Source organism: Streptomyces durocortorensis (genome assembly GCF_031760065.1).
Lineage (GTDB): Bacteria > Actinomycetota > Actinomycetes > Streptomycetales > Streptomycetaceae > Streptomyces.
Map to the genome: position 1 here is coordinate 6,758,390 of NZ_CP134500.1, position 16,752 is coordinate 6,775,141.

The following is a 16,752-nucleotide window of genomic DNA, read 5'->3' on the forward strand; positions in this document are numbered from 1 at the left end:
CTGATGCGTCGGCCGTCACACGCGTGGCGCCGCGAGTCGGTTCAACGAGCTGAACCGAATCGTCGACCGCCCCGTTAGGGGGTGCCGAACGGGCGTGTAGCCGAGAGGAGTTGGACATGGCGCGTCGGCACACCACGGGCTGGGAGGTGCTCGGGTTCGGTGAGGACCCGACCCCCGGGAACCCGGAGGCGATCAGAACGCTGGCCAGGACCTATCAGGAACTGGGCGACGGAGCGGGCGAGGCGGTCGACCTGCTGCGCGCGGACGGGGCGCTGCGCCGGGGCAAGGGCCAGGCGATGGACGCGCTGAGGACGAGGATCACGCGGGACCTCCCGGGGCTCCTGGAGAAGACCCGCGACTCCTTTCGTACGGCGGCGGGCGCCTACGACGAGTACGCGAACACGTTGACCGGCGCCCAGGATCTGCTGGACCGGGCCATCGACCAGGGCCAGGAGGTCGCCGCCACCGCGAAGGCGGTGGTCCCTCCGCTGGCGGCTGACGCCACCCCGGAGCAGGCCGAGACCCACCAGACTCAGCAGGGCGAGGTGAATGCCGCGAAGGAGGCGCTGTCGGCCGCCGAGGACCTCGGCCGCGCGGCACAGCGGATGCGTGAGGACGGGTCCGCCAAGGCCACGATCATCCTCGATGAGGCCGCCGAACAGGCCATCCCCGCACGGGACTTCGTCAAGCAGTTCGGTGACTTCCTCGCGGACAACCCGGTGGTGGAGATCATCGCCGGTGTCATCATCGGCATCGTCGCCGTGTTCTTCCCGGTCGTGGGTCTCATCCTCGGCGCGATCCTGTTCGCCGTGTCGGTGATCCGGATGGTGTCGCAGGGCAAGATCGACGCCGGTGAGATCATCATCGGTCTGCTGACCCTCGTGCCCGGCGGAGTCCTGCTCGGCGGCCTCGGGAAGCTCGTCGGCGCCGCGGGCAAGCTGGCGAAGTTCGCGCCGTTCCTGGCCAAGGTCGGCAAGGGCGTCGGAACGGCCTCCGGCGCGGTCACGGCCGCACTGAAGAGCTCGACGTTCATCCGCAAGACCATCGACCCGCTGGCCAAGGGGCTCGTGGGCCTCAAGACGTCCCCCGGTCTGGCGCTCGGCGCCAAGTTCGCGATCGACGTGACCACCGAGTTCTCCCTCGGCTTCCTGGCGAGCGGACTCACCGCACTGATCGACGGGAAGAAGTTCGACGTCGCCTCGGCCGCCACGGGCGCCGCGCTCGGCGCCGGCACGGCCGGTGCCCTCACGCTGTTCGGCGGGACGAAGTTCGCCACCAGCATCAAGGACGCCTTCACCACCAAGGGCAAGTTCAAGAGCAACATCGACAAGGCGTTCTCCGTCAACAGCCTCGGTGTCGTCGACGGCCAGTTCAAACCCGTCAACGTCCTGTTCTCCGAGACCAAGGGCGCGCAGAAGACCGGCTTCCACGGCATCAACGGCACGACCAAGTCGGACCCCACCACGGGCGAGGTCAAGACGAAGGTCACGACCCCGGACGGCGCGAAGACCGAGTCGAAGATCACCCCGCCCGGCCCCAAAGCCGACCAGGTGCAGGCCCCCGACGAGCTGCCCTTCGGAGTCCCGCCGCCGCAGACCTCGACGACCACCACGACACCCGACGGGTTCACCTCGACGACCGAGGACGGCACGAACACCATCAAGAGCCCGGCCGGCGACGTCATCACCTCCAACGGCACCACGACGACGATCACCACCCCGATCCAGGGCCCGACCGTGAAGGAGAAGATCACCGGCGGGCTCGGCGGCGAGTTCGCGCCCGCGCCGTCGGAGAAGCCCGCGCTCTCCACGGAGCTGGGCCCGAACGGCGGCTTCACGACCTCCGGACCGTTCGGCGCGGTCGACCGGGCGCCCGACGGCACGACGACGTTCAGCTCGCCCGGCGGCGACGGCGGGGGCCCCACACCGGAGTTCACCGTCAACAACAACACGGTCTCCAACCCGGCCGGTCTCACCGTGACCGACAACGGCGCTTCCGTGGCGGTGGAGGGCGGCGGGCTCGGCGCGGACAACCAGAACGGTGTCAACTCGGTGTTCAACGGCCCCCCGGCGGGCCAGCCGGTGGTGACCCACAACCCTGCCGACGGAAACGTCGACATCACCTTCGGAAACACGACGCTCAACGGCAACACGGGGAATCCGGGCGGCGGATTCGCCCTGCCCGACGGCACGCAGGCCACCGTAGGCACCAACGGCAACGTGAGTGTCGTCAACGGTGACGGCGGCGGCCAGAAGGCCGATGTGCCCCCGAACGGCGCGGGCGGCCCGGTCACCTTCACCGACACCAACGTGGTCACCGGCATCACACCGGGCGGCGGTGCCACCATCACCACACCGGGCGGCCCCACCACCACGCTCGACCCCACGGGGTTCACGGTCACCACCGGCGGCCCCACCCCCGAAACAGTGCAGTTCAACGGTCCCGGCCACTCGCTCGACGTGACGCCGCCGGGCGGTCAGCCGCCGGTCTCGGTCGGCCCGGACGGCGGCATCACCACCGGCAACATCACCACCGACGGCGGTGGCGGCGGCACGGCCACCGGCGGCGGGGGGAACGTGCAGTTCTCGCCCACCGACATCAAGCTCAGCACGCCCGACGGCGGTACGGTCACCGTCAACCCCCAGGGCCAGATCGACGTGAACCCCTCCGGCACTCAGCCGCCGGTCACGGTCAACCCGAACGGGGACATCGCCGTGGGCCCGCACGGTGTGGCCCCGGTCACGTTCACCGGCCCCGACGGTACCGCCGTCTCCGCCAAGCCCGCCGGCGGACTCGACGTGACGCCGCCGGGCGGCCAGCCACCGGTCTCGGTCGGCGCGGACGGCGGCATCACCGTCCAGGGGATCACCACGGACGGCAACGGCGGTGGTACGGCCACGGGCCCCGGCGGCAAGGTCGCCTTCTCGCCGTTCGACATCACGTTCAGCGCCCCGGACGGAACGGCATTCACCATCAGTCCCAGCGGAAAGTTCCACGTCGGCGGGGTCAGCCACGGCGCGGACGGTGTCACCATCGGCGGCTCGACCACGGTCAACAACGACGGCTCGGCGAGCATCGCGCACGGCGGCCAGGAGATCAGCGTTGCCGCAGACGGGACCATTACGGCCAACGACGCGCAGGGCAACCCGGTCCCGCCCGCCGTGCCGCAGCCGACCCCCGGACATCCGGTGAACGCGGGCAACACCACCATCTCCGTGGACAGCGCCGGCGGCCACTCGGTCACCGTCCACGGCTCGAACGGCGTCACCGTGACGGTCAGCAGCGGCGGCACCACGACCGTCGGCAACGGTCCGATCCAGGCGAGTCACGGTCCGCTGGGGATCAGCGGCAGTGTGGGCACCGTCAACCCGGTCCAGGTCGGCCAGGGGCCGAACGGGGTCACCACCGTCCACCAGAACGGTACGTCGGTGAGTACGGGCGGGAAGGGGCCGACCACGGTCGGACCGCAGGGCGGCCCCGCCTCGGTCACCGTCCATCCGCCGTCGAACGGCGGCCCCGCCCAGGTCACCACCGTCGACGGCAGCACCACCAGCGTCCACGGCGACGGATCCGTCACCAAGTCCGCACCCGCGGCAGCGGGCACCCAGACAGTCGACACGGGGGGTCCGAACCCCACCACGGTCACGGTCGGGGCCAACGGCGCCACGACTGTCGGCAACGGTCCGATCCAGGCGGGTCACGGTCCGCTGGGGATCAGCGGCAGTGTGGGCACCGTCAACCCGGTCCAGGTCGGCCAGGGGTCGAACGGGGTCACCACCGTCCACCAGAACGGTACGTCGGTGAGTACGGGCGGGAACGGGCCGACCACGGTCGGACCGCAGGGCGGCCCCGCCTCGGTCACCGTCCATCCGGCCGCCGGAGGCAACCCGACACAGGTCACCACGTCCGGCGGCAGCACCAGCACGCTGACCGGGAACGGCGCCCAGACGGACGTCAACGGCGCCAACACCGCGAACAGCACGCTCAACAACGACGGCACCATCACCAACCACGCACCGGCGGGCCCCAACAGCACCGTCACCACCGGTGCGAACGGCACCACCGCGGCCGACAACAACGGCGCCTTCAGCGTGGACGGCACCGGCACCGTCACCAGCGGCCCGGTCACCATCACGGCCGGCACCGACGCCGCCAACCAACCGGTGGCCACGTTCACCGACACCTCGGCCGGCGGCGCGCAAGCCGATCTCGGTGCCAACGGGATCAGCACCCAGGGCGTCACGACCACGGTCGGCCCGGGCGGCGACGTCACCATCACCCACCAGCAGGCACCCGGCGGCCCACCCACGACCGTCACCTCGGGCGCCGACGGCACGATCACCGCACAGACCCCCGACGGGTCCGAGGCGAAGGTGCCGCCGCGCCCCGCCCCCGCAGGTGGCGGCCCCCTGCCCGCGCCTGCCCCCAGCACGATCACCAACACGAGTGGTGCCACCGCCTCGACGGACGGACAGACCACCACCTTGAGCAATGACGGGTTCACCACCACCATCGGCAACGACGGCACCGGTCCGGCCACGACGAGTGTCCACCACGACTCCGGCGTCGGCCACACCGTCGACAACAACGGCCAGGCCACGGTCGGCAACTCGCCGAGCGGCGCCGACATCACCGGCACCCCCACCCAGGTGACGGTCAACACCCCGCAGCAGGAGGGCTGGGGCCTGTTCGGGTCACCGGAGATGACCGGTGGCCAGAACACCCTGTCCAACGGCCCGGACGGCCCCACGATCACCACCCACGGCGCCGACCCGGTCCACGAGCCCGGCAGCACCGTGGTGCACGGCCCGAACGGGGGCGGAGGACCAGACGGAGAGTTCTCCGTCACCTACGGACCGGCCACCGGAAGCTTCGCACCCGGCGGCGTCACCGGCCTCGGCCCCTCCGGCACCCACGTCGACCCGGTCACCAACCTTCCGATCGACACGGCGGGCAACCCGATCGGCGGCGGCCCCGGCATCAGCACGGTCACCGGCGACGGCAACGGCGGGATCACCGTGCCCACCCCCGGCGGCGGCCCCGTCGTCCACCACGACGGCTTCTACGGCGGCAGCACCGGCGTGGACACCAACAACACCACCCTCGGCAAGAGCCCCGGCGACGTGGAGAACGCCGGCACACCGGGCCAGAAGTCCGACATCCTGGACGGTCCGCACAACCCCTTCAACCATGGGCCCGGGCCGGGCCCCGAGACCTTCACGGTCGGCGGTTCCGGCGGCGGTCCCTCCGCGGACATCCCCGTCGGCGGCAAGGGAGCCTCCACCGTCCACGGCGGCTCGTTCGACGTGAAGGCCAACAGCGACGGCAGCTTCGACGTGTCCGTGCCCGGCAGCGACCAGCCCGGCGACCAGGTCACCGTCGGACCGGACGGCACTCTCACCGGGCGTGGCGTGGCTCAGCCGGCGCAGCCCGGAGCAGGGCAGGAAGGGCCCGCCGGACCCGCACAGATCACCTTCGGCAACGGCACCACGGTGACCGGCGGCGGCCCGGGCGCAGTCCCCGTCGTCACCTCCGCCAACGGTGGCGCCACCACCACCTTCGCCAACGGTGGCGCCACCACCACCGACCAGGCGGGCACCGTCACCATCACGCAGAACCCGGACGGCAGCACCTCGTTCAGCAATACCGCGGGCGGAGAGAACACCACCTTCACCGTCACCAAGGACGGCGTCGAGGGCACCGTCACGACGACCGACGCCAACGGCGCCCCGGTCACGTTCGACGTCAAGGTCGACAACAACGGCTCCGCGCAGGTGAAGGACGCCAACGGCAAGACCATCACCGAGATCGACGCCAACGGCTCCTTCAACGAGCAGCACACGGCGATCCACGACTATCACGCCTACGCGGGCGGCCCCACCTCCGTCACCGATCTCCACGAATACGGCTACGAGGCTCTCACCAGCATCCTCAAGGGCGTGGTCGGCCAGGCCGTCATCTTCGGCTACGAAGTGGGCGCCAAGGGTGCCGACGCACAGACCGCCGCGGAGAACGCGGGTATCAAACTCGGTTACGGCGTGGGCAATTCACTGGCCGGAAAGAAGATCGAGAACGACCACGGATTCAAGACCAAAGGTCCCGAGGTTCCGCTCTCCTCGGTGCCCACGAAAACGATCGGCGCCGTCAACTCCAACCAGGACACCGAATTGGCGAATCCCCCGGAAGAAGCCCCCATCAAAGGCTGAACCGCATGCCCGAACCGCTCGTGTGTAGGGCGCGGGTCGACGAACGGCCCATCGAAAGACAACCCGCCCAGCCGACGTGGAAACAGGAGACCTCCCGATGGCCGATTACATCGTCAACGACGAGAAGACCAGCGCCGCCGCCTCGCAGACCATGAACGAGTACGAGATCGCGGTCGCCCAGCTCAACAAGATCAAGGCCGATCTGGACGCCCTCACCGCCGACGGCTACAACACCCCGTCGGCGAGGAACGACTTCCAGCCCTTCGTGCAGGAGTACATGGACAACTACGGCAAGGTCACCGAGGGCCTCACCGGCATCTCCGAGTACGTCAAGAAGTACGGCGAGGGCATGACCCAGTTCGACTCCGAGATGGGCGCCAGCCTCCGCAAGTGATCCGACCGGGCGGCCGGCCGGGCAGAGCCCCTCCACGGCCCGGCCGGCACGTCCGCACCCCTGGCGACCCCCGTGCCCAAGGAGCACTGACGATGCGTCTGACCGTCACCGCCGTCGACCCGGAACAGGGCCAGACCGCGGACATCATGATCGAGGCCGACCCCGAGGCCCCCGCGGGCGAACTCGCCGAGCAACTGTACCGACGGCTGCGCGGCGGCTCCCCGGACACACCGCCCGTCCTCTACCACGGTGCGACCCCGCTGCCCGCCGACCAGCCGATGGCGGCCGCTGCCCTGCGCTCCGGCAGCCTGCTGTCCCTGGACGCTCCCGCACCCGAGGCGGGCCCCGAGCCGGACGGCGTCGTGGAACTGCGCGGCGTCGGCGGCGCCGACGCCGGAGTGGTGTTCCGGCTGTCGCCCGGTGACTACGAAATCGGATCGGCCGCTTCCTGCCGCATCCAGCTCCGCGCCGAAGGACTCGCGAAGACCGCGGCCCGCCTGAAGGTGCACGCCGACGGCACCGCCACCGTACGCGCGGCCGACCAGGACGGCGTCGCCCGGGACGGCACCGAGGCGCGGGACTGGACGCCATGGCCGCTCGGCGGCGTCCTCACCGTCGGCCCGGTCCTGCTCGAACTGTCCGCGCCCTCCGTGCCCGACGCCGCCCTCCAGCCCTCCGACGACGGCGTGGGACTCGACTACAACCGGCCGCCCCGGCTGCTGCCCCCACCCGTGAACAACCGCTTCCAGCTCCCCGTACCGCCCGGCAAACCTGCCCGCAACAAGCTCCAGCTCGTGCTGATCTTCGCGCCGCTGATGCTGGCCGGCGTCTCGTTCCTCTTCTTCAACAACCCCAGGTTCCTGATCTTCGGCGTCCTCTCCCCGGTTGTCGCCCTCATCTCCCAGTTCTCCAACAAACGTCGTGGAAAGGAGAGTTACGAGGACCAGCTCAAGGAGTACGAGGAGAAGAAGGCCGTTCTGGAACAGGACGTGGACGAGGCGGTGCTCGCCGAACAGCACGCCCGCCGCCTCGCCGCCCCGGACCCGGCCTCGACCCTGCTGATCGCCACCGGCCCGCGGCAGCGGCTGTGGGAGCGCCGCTGGCGCGACGACGACTTCCTGCTGATGCGTCTCGGCGTCGCCGACCGCCCCGCCTACGTGGAGCTCCAGGACCCCGCCGAGCCGGAACACCGCCGCCGGGTCGACCGCACCACGCACGCCGTGCCCGTGACCGTGCCGCTGCGCTCCTCGGGCGTCATGGGCGTCGCCGGAGGCGCCGCCGCCGAGCCGCTGGTGCGCTGGCTGATCGCCCAGGCCGCCGTCCTGCACAGCCCCTCCGACCTGCGGATCTGCGTACTGTCCGGCACCGGCGGTGCGGAACGGTGGTCCTGGGTGCACTGGCTGCCGCACTGCGCTCCGCTCGGTGAGGACACCATCTCCCTGGTCGGTGCGAGCGCCGAGTCCGTGGGACGCCGCATCGCCGAGATCACCGCCGTGATCGCCGCCCGGCAGCAGGCCGGCGACCGGGCGCCGCGGGGCGGCGCCGTGGGCGAACCCGACCTCCTGGTCGTCCTCGACGGCGCCCGCAGGCTCCGCTCGCTGCCCGGCGTCATCCAGATCCTCCGCGACGGACCGGCCGTCGGCGTGTACGCGCTCTGCGTGGACGACGAGGCCCGGCTCCTGCCCGAGGAGTGCCGCGCCGTAGCCCTGGCCGGGCCGAAGTGGCTGCGTGCCGAACACGACCACGCCGACCCCGTCGACGAGGTCCGCATGGACGCGCCCACCCGGTCGTGGTGCGTGGGCGTGGCCCGCGCGCTCGCGCCGATCCGCGACGTGGGCGACGACGCCGACGAGAACCTGCTGCCCGCGTCCGCCCGGCTCCTCGACGTGCTCGGCCTCGAACCGCCCACCCCCGACGCCGTCGCCGCCCGCTGGGTGATCACCGCCCGCAGCACCCGCGCCGTGATCGGCGAGGGTGTGGACGGCCCGTTCGCCGTCGACCTGGCCGCCGACGGGCCGCACGGACTGATCGCCGGCACCACCGGCTCCGGCAAGTCCGAACTGCTCCAGTCCCTGGTGGCGAGCCTCGCCGTCGCCAACCGGCCCGACGAGCTGAACTTCGTCCTCGTCGACTACAAGGGCGGCAGCGCCTTCGCCGAGTGCGAGGACCTGCCGCACACCGTCGGCATGGTCACCGATCTGGACACCCATCTGGTGGGGCGGGCCCTGGTCTCCCTCGGCGCCGAGCTGAAGCGGCGCGAGCACATCCTCGCCCGGGCCGGAGCGAAGGACATCGACGACTACACCGACAAGCGCACCCGCAGCACCGACCTCGCCCCCATGCCCCGGCTCGTCCTCGTCATCGACGAGTTCGCCTCCATGGTGCGCGAACTTCCCGACTTCGTCTCCGGGCTCGTCAACATCGCCCAGCGGGGCCGCTCCCTCGGCATCCACCTGATCCTCGCCACCCAACGGCCCTCCGGAGCGGTCACCGCCGACATCCGTGCCAACACCAACCTGCGGATCGCGCTGCGCACCACCGACACCGGCGAGAGCCGCGACATCATCGACGCCCCCGACTCCGGGCAGCTCTCCCCGCGCACTCCCGGCCGCGCACACGCCAGGCTCGGTCACGCGGCGCTGCTCCCCTTCCAGACCGGCCGGATCGGCGGCCGTCGCCCCGACGCCCCGGCCGCGGACGAGGACCGCCCGGCGCCGGTGCTCACCGAACTCCACTGGGAGGCGCTCGGCGCACCGATGCCGCGGCCGGACACCCAGGAGGACGCCTTCCAGCCGATCACCGACCTGTCGGTGCTGGTCGACGCGGTACGCGAGGCGGCCACCCGGCTCGCCGTGCCGCCGGCCCGGCGCCCCTGGCTGCCCCCCTTGCCCGACACCCTCGCCCTCACCGACCTGCCCACGCCGCCCGAGGAGGGCGAGGCGCCGGAGGACGGCCGGCTCGCCCCGGTGGCATTCGGACTCATCGACGTACCGACCGAGCAGACACGGGACCGGCTCGCCTTCGATCTGGACGAGATGGGCCATCTGTTCGTCGTCGGGTCGCCGCGCAGCGGCCGGTCCCAGACGCTGCGCACCCTCGCCGCCGCTCTCGCCGGAGCACACAGGTGCGCCGACGTCCACCTGTACGGACTCGACTGCGGCAACGGAGCCCTCCAGGCACTCGGCGTGCTGCCCCACTGCGGGGCGGTGGTGGACCGGGGCCAGGTCGAACGGGTGGCCCGCCTGCTGAACCGCTTGACGGCCGAGGTCGGCCGCCGCCGTGAACTCCTCGGCAGGCGGGGTGTCTCCGATCTCGCGGAGTTGCGCCGCGTCCTGCCCGAGGAGGAGCGGCCCCCGCACATCCTGCTGCTCGTCGACCGGTTCGAGGCATTCGAGCGGGACTTCGCCAACTACGACCAGGGCAGTCTGATGGACGCCATGACCCTCCTGATGCGCGAGGGCGCGAGTGTCGGTGTGCATCTGGTCCCGGCCGGCGACCGAATCCTCGGCCAGAGCCGGTTCTCCGCCTGCACCGAGGACAAGCTGGTACTGCGCTGCAACGACCGAGCCGACTACTCGATGGTGGGCCTCAACGCCCGCAACGTCCCCGAGGGACTTCCGGCCGGCCGCGCCGTCATCGCCAAGGACACCAACAGCGCCCAGGTCGCGCTGGTCCCCGGCACCGGACGGACCGACGCCACCGGCGCGGGTCAGGCCCAGGCACTCGCCGCACTCGCCGAACGTGTCGCGGAACGCGACGCCGACATACCCGCCGAGCGCAGACCGTTCCGTGTGGACGTGCTGCCCGACGAGCTGGATTTCGCGACGGCTCTCGCGCGCAGGCCGCGGAACACCTCTCCGCTGTGGGCGATGATCGGTGTGGGCGGCGACGAACTCGCCGCCATCGGCACCGACCTGTCGCGGGTGCCGTCCTTCGTGATCGCCGGCCCACCGAGGTCCGGACGGAGCACGGTGCTGCTCACCATGGCGAAGTCCCTGACCGATACCGGCACGAAGATCGTGGTGATCGCGCCACGCAGTTCACCGCTGCGCGGCCTCGCCGGACAGCCCGGCGTGGTGGAGGTCTTCACCGACGCCGATGTCGCCGTCGCCGACTTCCGGGCCGCACTCGGCAAGGTCGACAGCCCGGCCGGAGCCATCCTCGTCGACGACGCGGAAATGATGATCAACTCCGAGCTCGACACCGACTTCGTCGCGCTCGCACGCGGCAGCGCCGGGGACGGCTGGGGGCTGATCGTGGCCGGCAACAACGAGGCGCTGCTCGGCGGCATCGGCGGCTGGCAGGCCGCTGTACGCCGCAACCGCTGTGGCGCACTGCTCGCGCCCCGGCTGATGGGCGACGGCGAACTCGTGGGGACGCGTCTGCCGCGCGGTCTCATGGGGCAGGACACCGAACCCGGCCGCGCCCATCTGCAGCTCGGCGACGGCCGCTTCACCACGGTCCGCGTCCCCGCGACCACGGTGGACTGACCGACGCACGGCGTACCACCGCACCACAGCGCAGGGCCGGGAGGTCTCCGCACTGCCCCGGTCACCGGGGGAGGGGGGGCTTCCCGGCTCTCGGCGCTCCCGGGGCCCGGCACACGCACACGAAGAGGGCCCTGCCGCTCCTCCAAGGAACGGCAGGGCCCTCCGCAGGAGCACCGCCGGTCAGCCGGCGGCCACCGGAGCCTCCTCGCCGAAGGCGAACGTCGAGGTGATGGCGTCGAAGAGGTCGCACAGCGGCTCGGCGAGCGGGATGTTCGGGCTGAAGCAGGTGATGACCAGGACCCGCTCGCCACCGGGTACCGGCACGAACGTGTGCGTCACCACCATCGTGTACGAGACGCCGTCGGAGATTTCCGTCTCCTCGATGCCGGACATCCGGCCGACCGGACCGACACCCGGCAGCGTCACCGTGGTGAGGGTGCGGTCGGGACCCTTGCGCCTGCGGCCCCCGGTGGCCGAAAACTGCCCGGCGATGCCCGTCGCGGAGAAGTCCTCGCCGGGAGGCGGTTTCACGCTGAAGACCATGAGGCCGGCCATCAGCAGACCGTCCTCGTACATGGCGGTCGTGCCCGCCGCATAGACGGCGCCGCGCATGCGAGCACCTTCCATGATCCGTCGCGCGCTGCGGAACGTCTGGTTGATGGCGTCCCGGGTCTCCTTGCGCGGAGCGTGCCGCAGCATCTCGGCGCGGCGCACGGCCAGGGTGTCCCCGTGCAGGTCGTACTCCGTCCAGTTCTCCGGGATGGCGATCCCGAAGGTGTGCGAACCAGTGGTCATGGGACCGTTCTCCTCAGTCGGTTTCGGGCAGGGTTCATGAGGGCCGGGCAGGCGGGGACTGGTGACGCGCCGGGCAGGCGGGGAGGCGCCCGACCCGTCGCCCTGGGGCGGCCGGGGTCCTAGGACGGCCGGGGTCCGCCCCCGCTGTTCGTCGCGTCCCGGCCCCCGCTCGGGCTGCCGCCCTCCTTGAGCGAGGAGCCCATCTGGCTGTCGAACTCGGCGAATGCCTTCACGATGGCGTCGCAGCCGTCCTTGAGGTCCTTGCTGTTCCGCTTGACCTGCACGCGCCCGTCCTTCCACGCTTCGTCGAAGTCGTTGCCGGGTCGGACCAATGGTGGTCCGACGTCCGCGGGGTTGTAGCCCGACGGCCGGGTGTCGATGAGTTCCACCACCCGGCCCAGCAGTTCGCCGAGACGTTGCACCTCGTCACCCGGCATCTCGATCTCGGCCAAGGCTCCTCCCTCGTACGCGTCCTCCGGCGGGCACGTCCCGCCCCGCTCCACACGACCGCGCGCCCGGAACGGTTCAACGGGCCGCCGGATCAGCTGCGTACGGGAGGCGGAGCGGGGCGGGGCCGGCCGCGGAGGCGGTCACGCGGGCTTGCGGACGAGCTTTCCGTCGGGCGACACGGCGAACCACTCGCCGTCCAGGCCCTGCCCGTTGACGTCGCCCGGCACCATGTCGCCGACGTAGTAGTACAGCGGCCACTCCCCGTACGTGACCTGCACGGCACCGCCCGCTTGCCTCGCCTCACGCAGCAGCGACCTCTCGACGCCCTTGCCCGCGGCGGCGGGGGAGTGGGTCGTCAGTGCGGGCCACACGGCGATGCACTCCGCCGCACAGTTGCTGGTGGTCTCCTTGTCCTTGGTGAAGGCGTACAGGGTGCGGCCCCGTCCGTCGACCAGGATGGAACCGAGCTCGACGTTCGCCACGGTGACCTCGGTGCCGGACGCGGACCTGCCCGGTGCCTTGCGGCCGCCGGCGCTGTCGGTGGCGCCGTCGCTCCCGGAACCGCAGGCGACGAGTCCCAGGGCCAGGGGGATGGCGAAGAACGCCTTGCGTGCGTGCATGGTGATGACCTCTCTCGTACGTCGTGTGGAGCGGCGGGGCGTTGTCCCCGCGGCCCACACGTGCCGCTCGCCCCGCGGGTTCAGCGAGAGCGCCGCGCGGTCTGCCGACATCCCTCGTCGCGAACGGCGTTGAACCGTTCGGGCCGCCCGCGCGTTGGTCGACGCGAAGGGCACCAAGAGACCAACTTCCGGAAGGACGACAGATATGCGCAGGCTCACTGCCGCGGCGGGCGTCGCCGTGCTCGTCGCCGGCCTCACCGGCTTTGCCGGTGTTGCCCCGGCATCGGCCGAGGACGGCCCCGGAGCCCGGGTCTCGACGGCCGCCGCCGAAGCGGCGCGGGCACCGGCGGTCTCCATGATCGCTCGGCTCACCGGTGGCCAGGGCGTGCAGGGGAAGGACGGGTCCGCCGAGGAGGACAAGGACGGCAAGGCCGTCGCACTCGTCAAGGTCAAGGGCGACCGGGTCACCTTCGCCCTCACCTGGAACGGCATCAGCAGGCCGACACGCGGCCACCTCCACCAGGGCCAGGAGGGCAAGGACGGCGGAGTGAAGGCCGAGTTGTTCGGCTCGGCCATGCCCGCCTCGGTGAACTCCGCTGCCGGCCAGACCTCGATGTCCTCCGCCGCGCTCGCCCGGCGCCTGCGCAGCAGCCCCGGTGACTTCTTCATCGACCTGCACACCGAGGAGTCTCCCGGCGGCGCGGTGCGCGGACAGCTCCGGCTCCTGGAGAAGCCGGTGAACCCGCTCAGCATCATCAGGGGCGGCACACTCCGCGCGCTCGCGGACGGCGGACAGGAGGTCTCGACCGGCGAGGCCGGCACGGCGGGCGACCCGGACGGACACAGCACCACCTTTCTGCGCCCGCGGCCGGACCGCGTCGACTACTCCATGGCATGGGTGAACATCGGACCGCCGCTGGCCGGCCAGATCCACGAGGGTGTGCTGGGCGAGAACGGCGACGTACGCCTCCCGCTCTTCGTCTCTCCCGTACCGAAGAACGTCTTCGCGATCTCCGGCAGCGTCAGCACCCCCGACGGCGAGCTGCTCGCACGCCTCAAGGGGAGCCCGACCGGCTTCTACTCGAACGTGCACACCCGGGATTTCCCCGACGGCGCCATACGGGGGCAGCTGTTCCTCTGACGCTCACCGTCGGGGAGCCGATGGAAGTTTTTGAGGGGGGTGCGCGGGCAATCTTGCCTGCCCCGGCCCCCGGTGCCACTCTGCTTGCGTGTGGATCAAGCTGCCCTTCTCCAAGTCCCGGTTGTTCTGGGGCATTTTGCCCGTACCGCTCGGGCTGGCGGTGTTCCTCGGCATCCTGACGTTCGGCGCCGACGGGGCCGTCAGGGTGTCCAACGCGCCCGCCGACAGCAAGTACGTGAACATGGGGGCAGCCGTGCCGGTCCAGCGTCCCGCCGCCGGACCTGACGCGTCCACCGGTTCGTACACCGTCGACTGCGGCCGCAACGAACAGGGCCACTACAACATGGACAACGTCGTGATCTCCCCCGGCGTCGTGAACGGAGCCCACCACACCCACGACTACGTCGGCAATCTCTCCACCGACGCCTTGTCCACCGACCGGAGCCTGGCCGCCGCCGGAACCACCTGCGCGGGCGGCGACCGGTCCACGTACTACTGGCCCGTGCTGCGCCGCCTCGACCGTACCGGCGAGGGCCACCAGGCCGGCCCCGGCGCCCACGGGAACACCGGTGAGGCCGTTACCGCCTCCTCGGTACGGGTGGAGTTCCGCGGCAACCCGGTCAGCTCGGTCGTCGGGATGCCCCGTTTCCTGCGGCTGATCACGGGCGACCCGGTCGCGGCCACCACGGAGAGCTCGAACGTCCGCGCCCAGTGGGGCTGTTCCGGCTACCCGGACCGGTTCGCCCGGAACTACGTGCGCTGTCCGCAGGGCAGCGGACCGACCCGCACCCTGGACTTCCCGAGCTGTTGGAACGGCCTCGCGACCGACAGCCGCGACCACCGTACGCACGCGGAGTTCCCCGCCGCGGACGGCGCCTGTCCACGGTCCACGTTTCCCGTGCCGCAACTGCGCATCACTCTCACCTATTCGCTACCGGCGGGTACGCCGTTCGCCGTCGACTCGTTCCCGGAGCAGCAGCGTGATCCGGTCACCGATCACGCCATATTCGTGAACGTGATGACCGAGGACCGCATGGCGGCCCTGGTGCGCTGCATCAACGGTGGCCGGCACTGCGAGTCCGGACCTCCGTGACCCCCCGCACCAACCCGACAGCGGGCGATCGATCACACCTCGGTTCCGGCATTGAACCGGTCCGGCCCGCCATACGTGTGCACCGCGTCGGCCCAGGAGAGGACGGAGAGAATGAATGGCGGCATTGTGGTCACGCAGTCGGCAGAGACAGGACACCGGTGACGAGGCACTGATCCGGTCCCTCTACGAGGAACACGGCAGAGCCCTGCTGGCGTACGCACAGCGGCTCACCGGGGACCGCAGCGCCGCCGAGGACGTCGTCCAGGAAACCCTGATCCGAGCCTGGAAGCATCCGGACGCTCTGGTCAACGGCAAGGGATCGGTACGCGGCTGGCTGCTCACCGTGGCCCGCAACATCATCACGGACCGGTACCGGGCCAAGGCGGCGCGCCCTACGGAGGTCGCCGAATCGGTGACCACCCAGCCCGTCGAGCGGGACCACGCAGACGCGGTGGTCGACTCGATGGTTGTCATGGATGCGCTCGACCAGCTCTCCCCGGACCACCGGGACGTGCTCGTGGAGATCTATTTCCAGGGCAGAAGCGTCGCTGAGGCCGCGCAGAGCCTCGGCATACCGCCCGGTACGGTCAAGTCCCGCTCACACTATGCGTTGAAGGCCCTGCGGGACATGTACGCGGACAGACCCAAGACAGTGGAACTCGTGGCGTTGAAGGGGGTGGCGGTATGAGCACCAGGGAACACGACAGCGAACTGCTCGGCGCCTATGTCCTCGGAGCGCTCGATGAGCGGGAGGTGCGGGCCGTCGACCTACACACGGCGTCTTGCCAGAAGTGCCACGACGAACTGGACGGGTTGCGGGAGATGGAGTCCGCGCTCGGCGAAGTGCCCCCGGAGGCGTTCCTCGACGGGCCCCCGGAAGGGGGTGACCTGCTGCTTCAGCGCACGCTGCGGCAGGTCCGCGACGAAGGCGCCGGGCAGACGCTGCGGCGCAGGGCGGTCCTGGGCGCGGTCGCGGCGGTCGCGGCGGCAGCCGTCCTCGGAAGTGGTGTCCTGATCGGCCAGAACACCGGCGAACACTCCCCGGTGGCGGCCCCCCCGACACCCTCGGTCACGGCGACCCCGCCACCACCGGCGAAGCCGACGGGGGTGACGATCCGGGAGGGCCGCAGTGCCTCTACCGGCACCGAGATCAGGCTCCGGGTGACCCCGGCGGCCGACTGGATCCGCCTCAACACCTCGGTGGTGGGCATCCCGGCGGGCGAGCGCTGCCGCTTGGTGGTCATCGCGAAGGACGGGAGCCGCGAGATCGCGGGTAGTTGGCTCGTCGGCGACGAAACGAAGGGATCCAACCTCGACGGCTCGGCGGCCGTCCCCATGGACGACGTGGAGAAGGTCGTGATCGAGAACGACAAGGGCAAGGAGTACGTGTCCGTCGACGTCTGAATCCCGCGGCCCCCGAACCGGACCGGTGAGGCGAACGGCCCCACTGGTCCGGGAGTTCGGACGGCTCGGCCCGGCCTGCCCCCGTCTCCCCGGAGTCCGGCCCGCGTGGGGAGACGCAGCAGAGACTGACGCAGTACTCGGCACGGATCAGCCGGTCAG

At 71.1% G+C, this 16,752-nt stretch carries 10 protein-coding genes; 7 read left to right on the forward strand and 3 right to left on the reverse strand.

The genetic code is table 11. The features are described 5' to 3' along the window. Positions 1–116: 116 nt before the first annotated feature. From RI138_RS29830 to RI138_RS29840, 3 genes are all read left to right on the forward strand, one after another. On the forward strand, positions 117–6,206 hold the full coding sequence (locus tag RI138_RS29830) for a beta strand repeat-containing protein (RefSeq protein WP_311122378.1): 6,090 nt from the start codon (positions 117–119) through the stop codon (positions 6,204–6,206). Between the two features lie 97 nt (positions 6,207–6,303). Then, positions 6,304–6,600 (forward strand): WXG100 family type VII secretion target, encoded by a 297-nt coding sequence (locus RI138_RS29835; protein ID WP_311122379.1) that lies wholly within the window; start codon positions 6,304–6,306, stop codon positions 6,598–6,600. 92 nt (positions 6,601–6,692) lie between these two features. Further along, positions 6,693–11,090 (forward strand): FtsK/SpoIIIE domain-containing protein, encoded by a 4,398-nt coding sequence (locus tag RI138_RS29840; protein ID WP_311122380.1) that lies wholly within the window; start codon positions 6,693–6,695, stop codon positions 11,088–11,090. Positions 11,091–11,270: 180 nt separating this feature from the next. Here the strand turns inward: RI138_RS29840 and RI138_RS29845 are convergent, their stop codons facing one another. The 3 genes from RI138_RS29845 to RI138_RS29855 form a co-directional block, all read right to left on the reverse strand. Beyond that, on the reverse strand, positions 11,271–11,885 hold the full coding sequence (locus RI138_RS29845; protein ID WP_311122381.1) for a hypothetical protein: 615 nt from the start codon (positions 11,883–11,885) through the stop codon (positions 11,271–11,273). A gap of 119 nt (positions 11,886–12,004) precedes the next feature. After that, positions 12,005–12,337 (reverse strand): hypothetical protein, encoded by a 333-nt coding sequence (locus tag RI138_RS29850; RefSeq protein WP_311122382.1) that lies wholly within the window; start codon positions 12,335–12,337, stop codon positions 12,005–12,007. Positions 12,338–12,475: 138 nt separating this feature from the next. Continuing rightward, positions 12,476–12,955: a COG4315 family predicted lipoprotein gene (locus RI138_RS29855; protein WP_311122383.1), complete on the reverse strand. Its 480-nt coding sequence runs from the start codon at positions 12,953–12,955 to the stop codon at positions 12,476–12,478. A 205-nt stretch (positions 12,956–13,160) separates the two neighbouring features. Here RI138_RS29855 and RI138_RS29860 point away from each other — a divergent pair, with 205 nt between their 5' ends. The 4 genes from RI138_RS29860 (at position 13,161) to RI138_RS29875 (ending at position 16,593) form a co-directional block, all read left to right on the forward strand. Continuing rightward, on the forward strand, positions 13,161–14,096 hold the full coding sequence (locus tag RI138_RS29860; RefSeq protein ID WP_311122384.1) for a CHRD domain-containing protein: 936 nt from the start codon (positions 13,161–13,163) through the stop codon (positions 14,094–14,096). Between the two features lie 88 nt (positions 14,097–14,184). Continuing rightward, the gene (locus RI138_RS29865) at positions 14,185–15,189 is read left to right on the forward strand and encodes a DUF1996 domain-containing protein (protein ID WP_311122385.1); all 1,005 of its coding nucleotides are present in this window, start codon (positions 14,185–14,187) and stop codon (positions 15,187–15,189) included. A gap of 115 nt (positions 15,190–15,304) precedes the next feature. Next, on the forward strand, positions 15,305–15,877 hold the full coding sequence (locus RI138_RS29870) for a sigma-70 family RNA polymerase sigma factor (RefSeq protein WP_311122386.1): 573 nt from the start codon (positions 15,305–15,307) through the stop codon (positions 15,875–15,877). Further along, the gene (locus tag RI138_RS29875) at positions 15,874–16,593 is read left to right on the forward strand and encodes a zf-HC2 domain-containing protein (RefSeq protein WP_311122387.1); all 720 of its coding nucleotides are present in this window, start codon (positions 15,874–15,876) and stop codon (positions 16,591–16,593) included. Before RI138_RS29870 ends, RI138_RS29875 begins: the two co-directional genes overlap by 4 nt. Positions 16,594–16,752: the final 159 nt, after the last annotated feature.

Excerpts from the sequence above, each read along its gene's own strand:
- RI138_RS29830 (WP_311122378.1), top strand. The coding sequence starts at position 117 with ATGGCGCGTCGGCACACCACGGGCTGGGAGGTGCTCGGGTTCGGTGAG.
- RI138_RS29835 (WP_311122379.1), top strand. The coding sequence starts at position 6,304 with ATGGCCGATTACATCGTCAACGACGAGAAGACCAGCGCCGCCGCCTCG.
- RI138_RS29840 (WP_311122380.1), top strand. The coding sequence starts at position 6,693 with ATGCGTCTGACCGTCACCGCCGTCGACCCGGAACAGGGCCAGACCGCG.
- RI138_RS29845 (WP_311122381.1), bottom strand. The coding sequence starts at position 11,885 with ATGACCACTGGTTCGCACACCTTCGGGATCGCCATCCCGGAGAACTGG.
- RI138_RS29855 (WP_311122383.1), bottom strand. The coding sequence starts at position 12,955 with ATGCACGCACGCAAGGCGTTCTTCGCCATCCCCCTGGCCCTGGGACTC.
- RI138_RS29860 (WP_311122384.1), top strand. The coding sequence starts at position 13,161 with ATGCGCAGGCTCACTGCCGCGGCGGGCGTCGCCGTGCTCGTCGCCGGC.
- RI138_RS29870 (WP_311122386.1), top strand. The coding sequence starts at position 15,305 with ATGGCGGCATTGTGGTCACGCAGTCGGCAGAGACAGGACACCGGTGAC.
- RI138_RS29875 (WP_311122387.1), top strand. The coding sequence starts at position 15,874 with ATGAGCACCAGGGAACACGACAGCGAACTGCTCGGCGCCTATGTCCTC.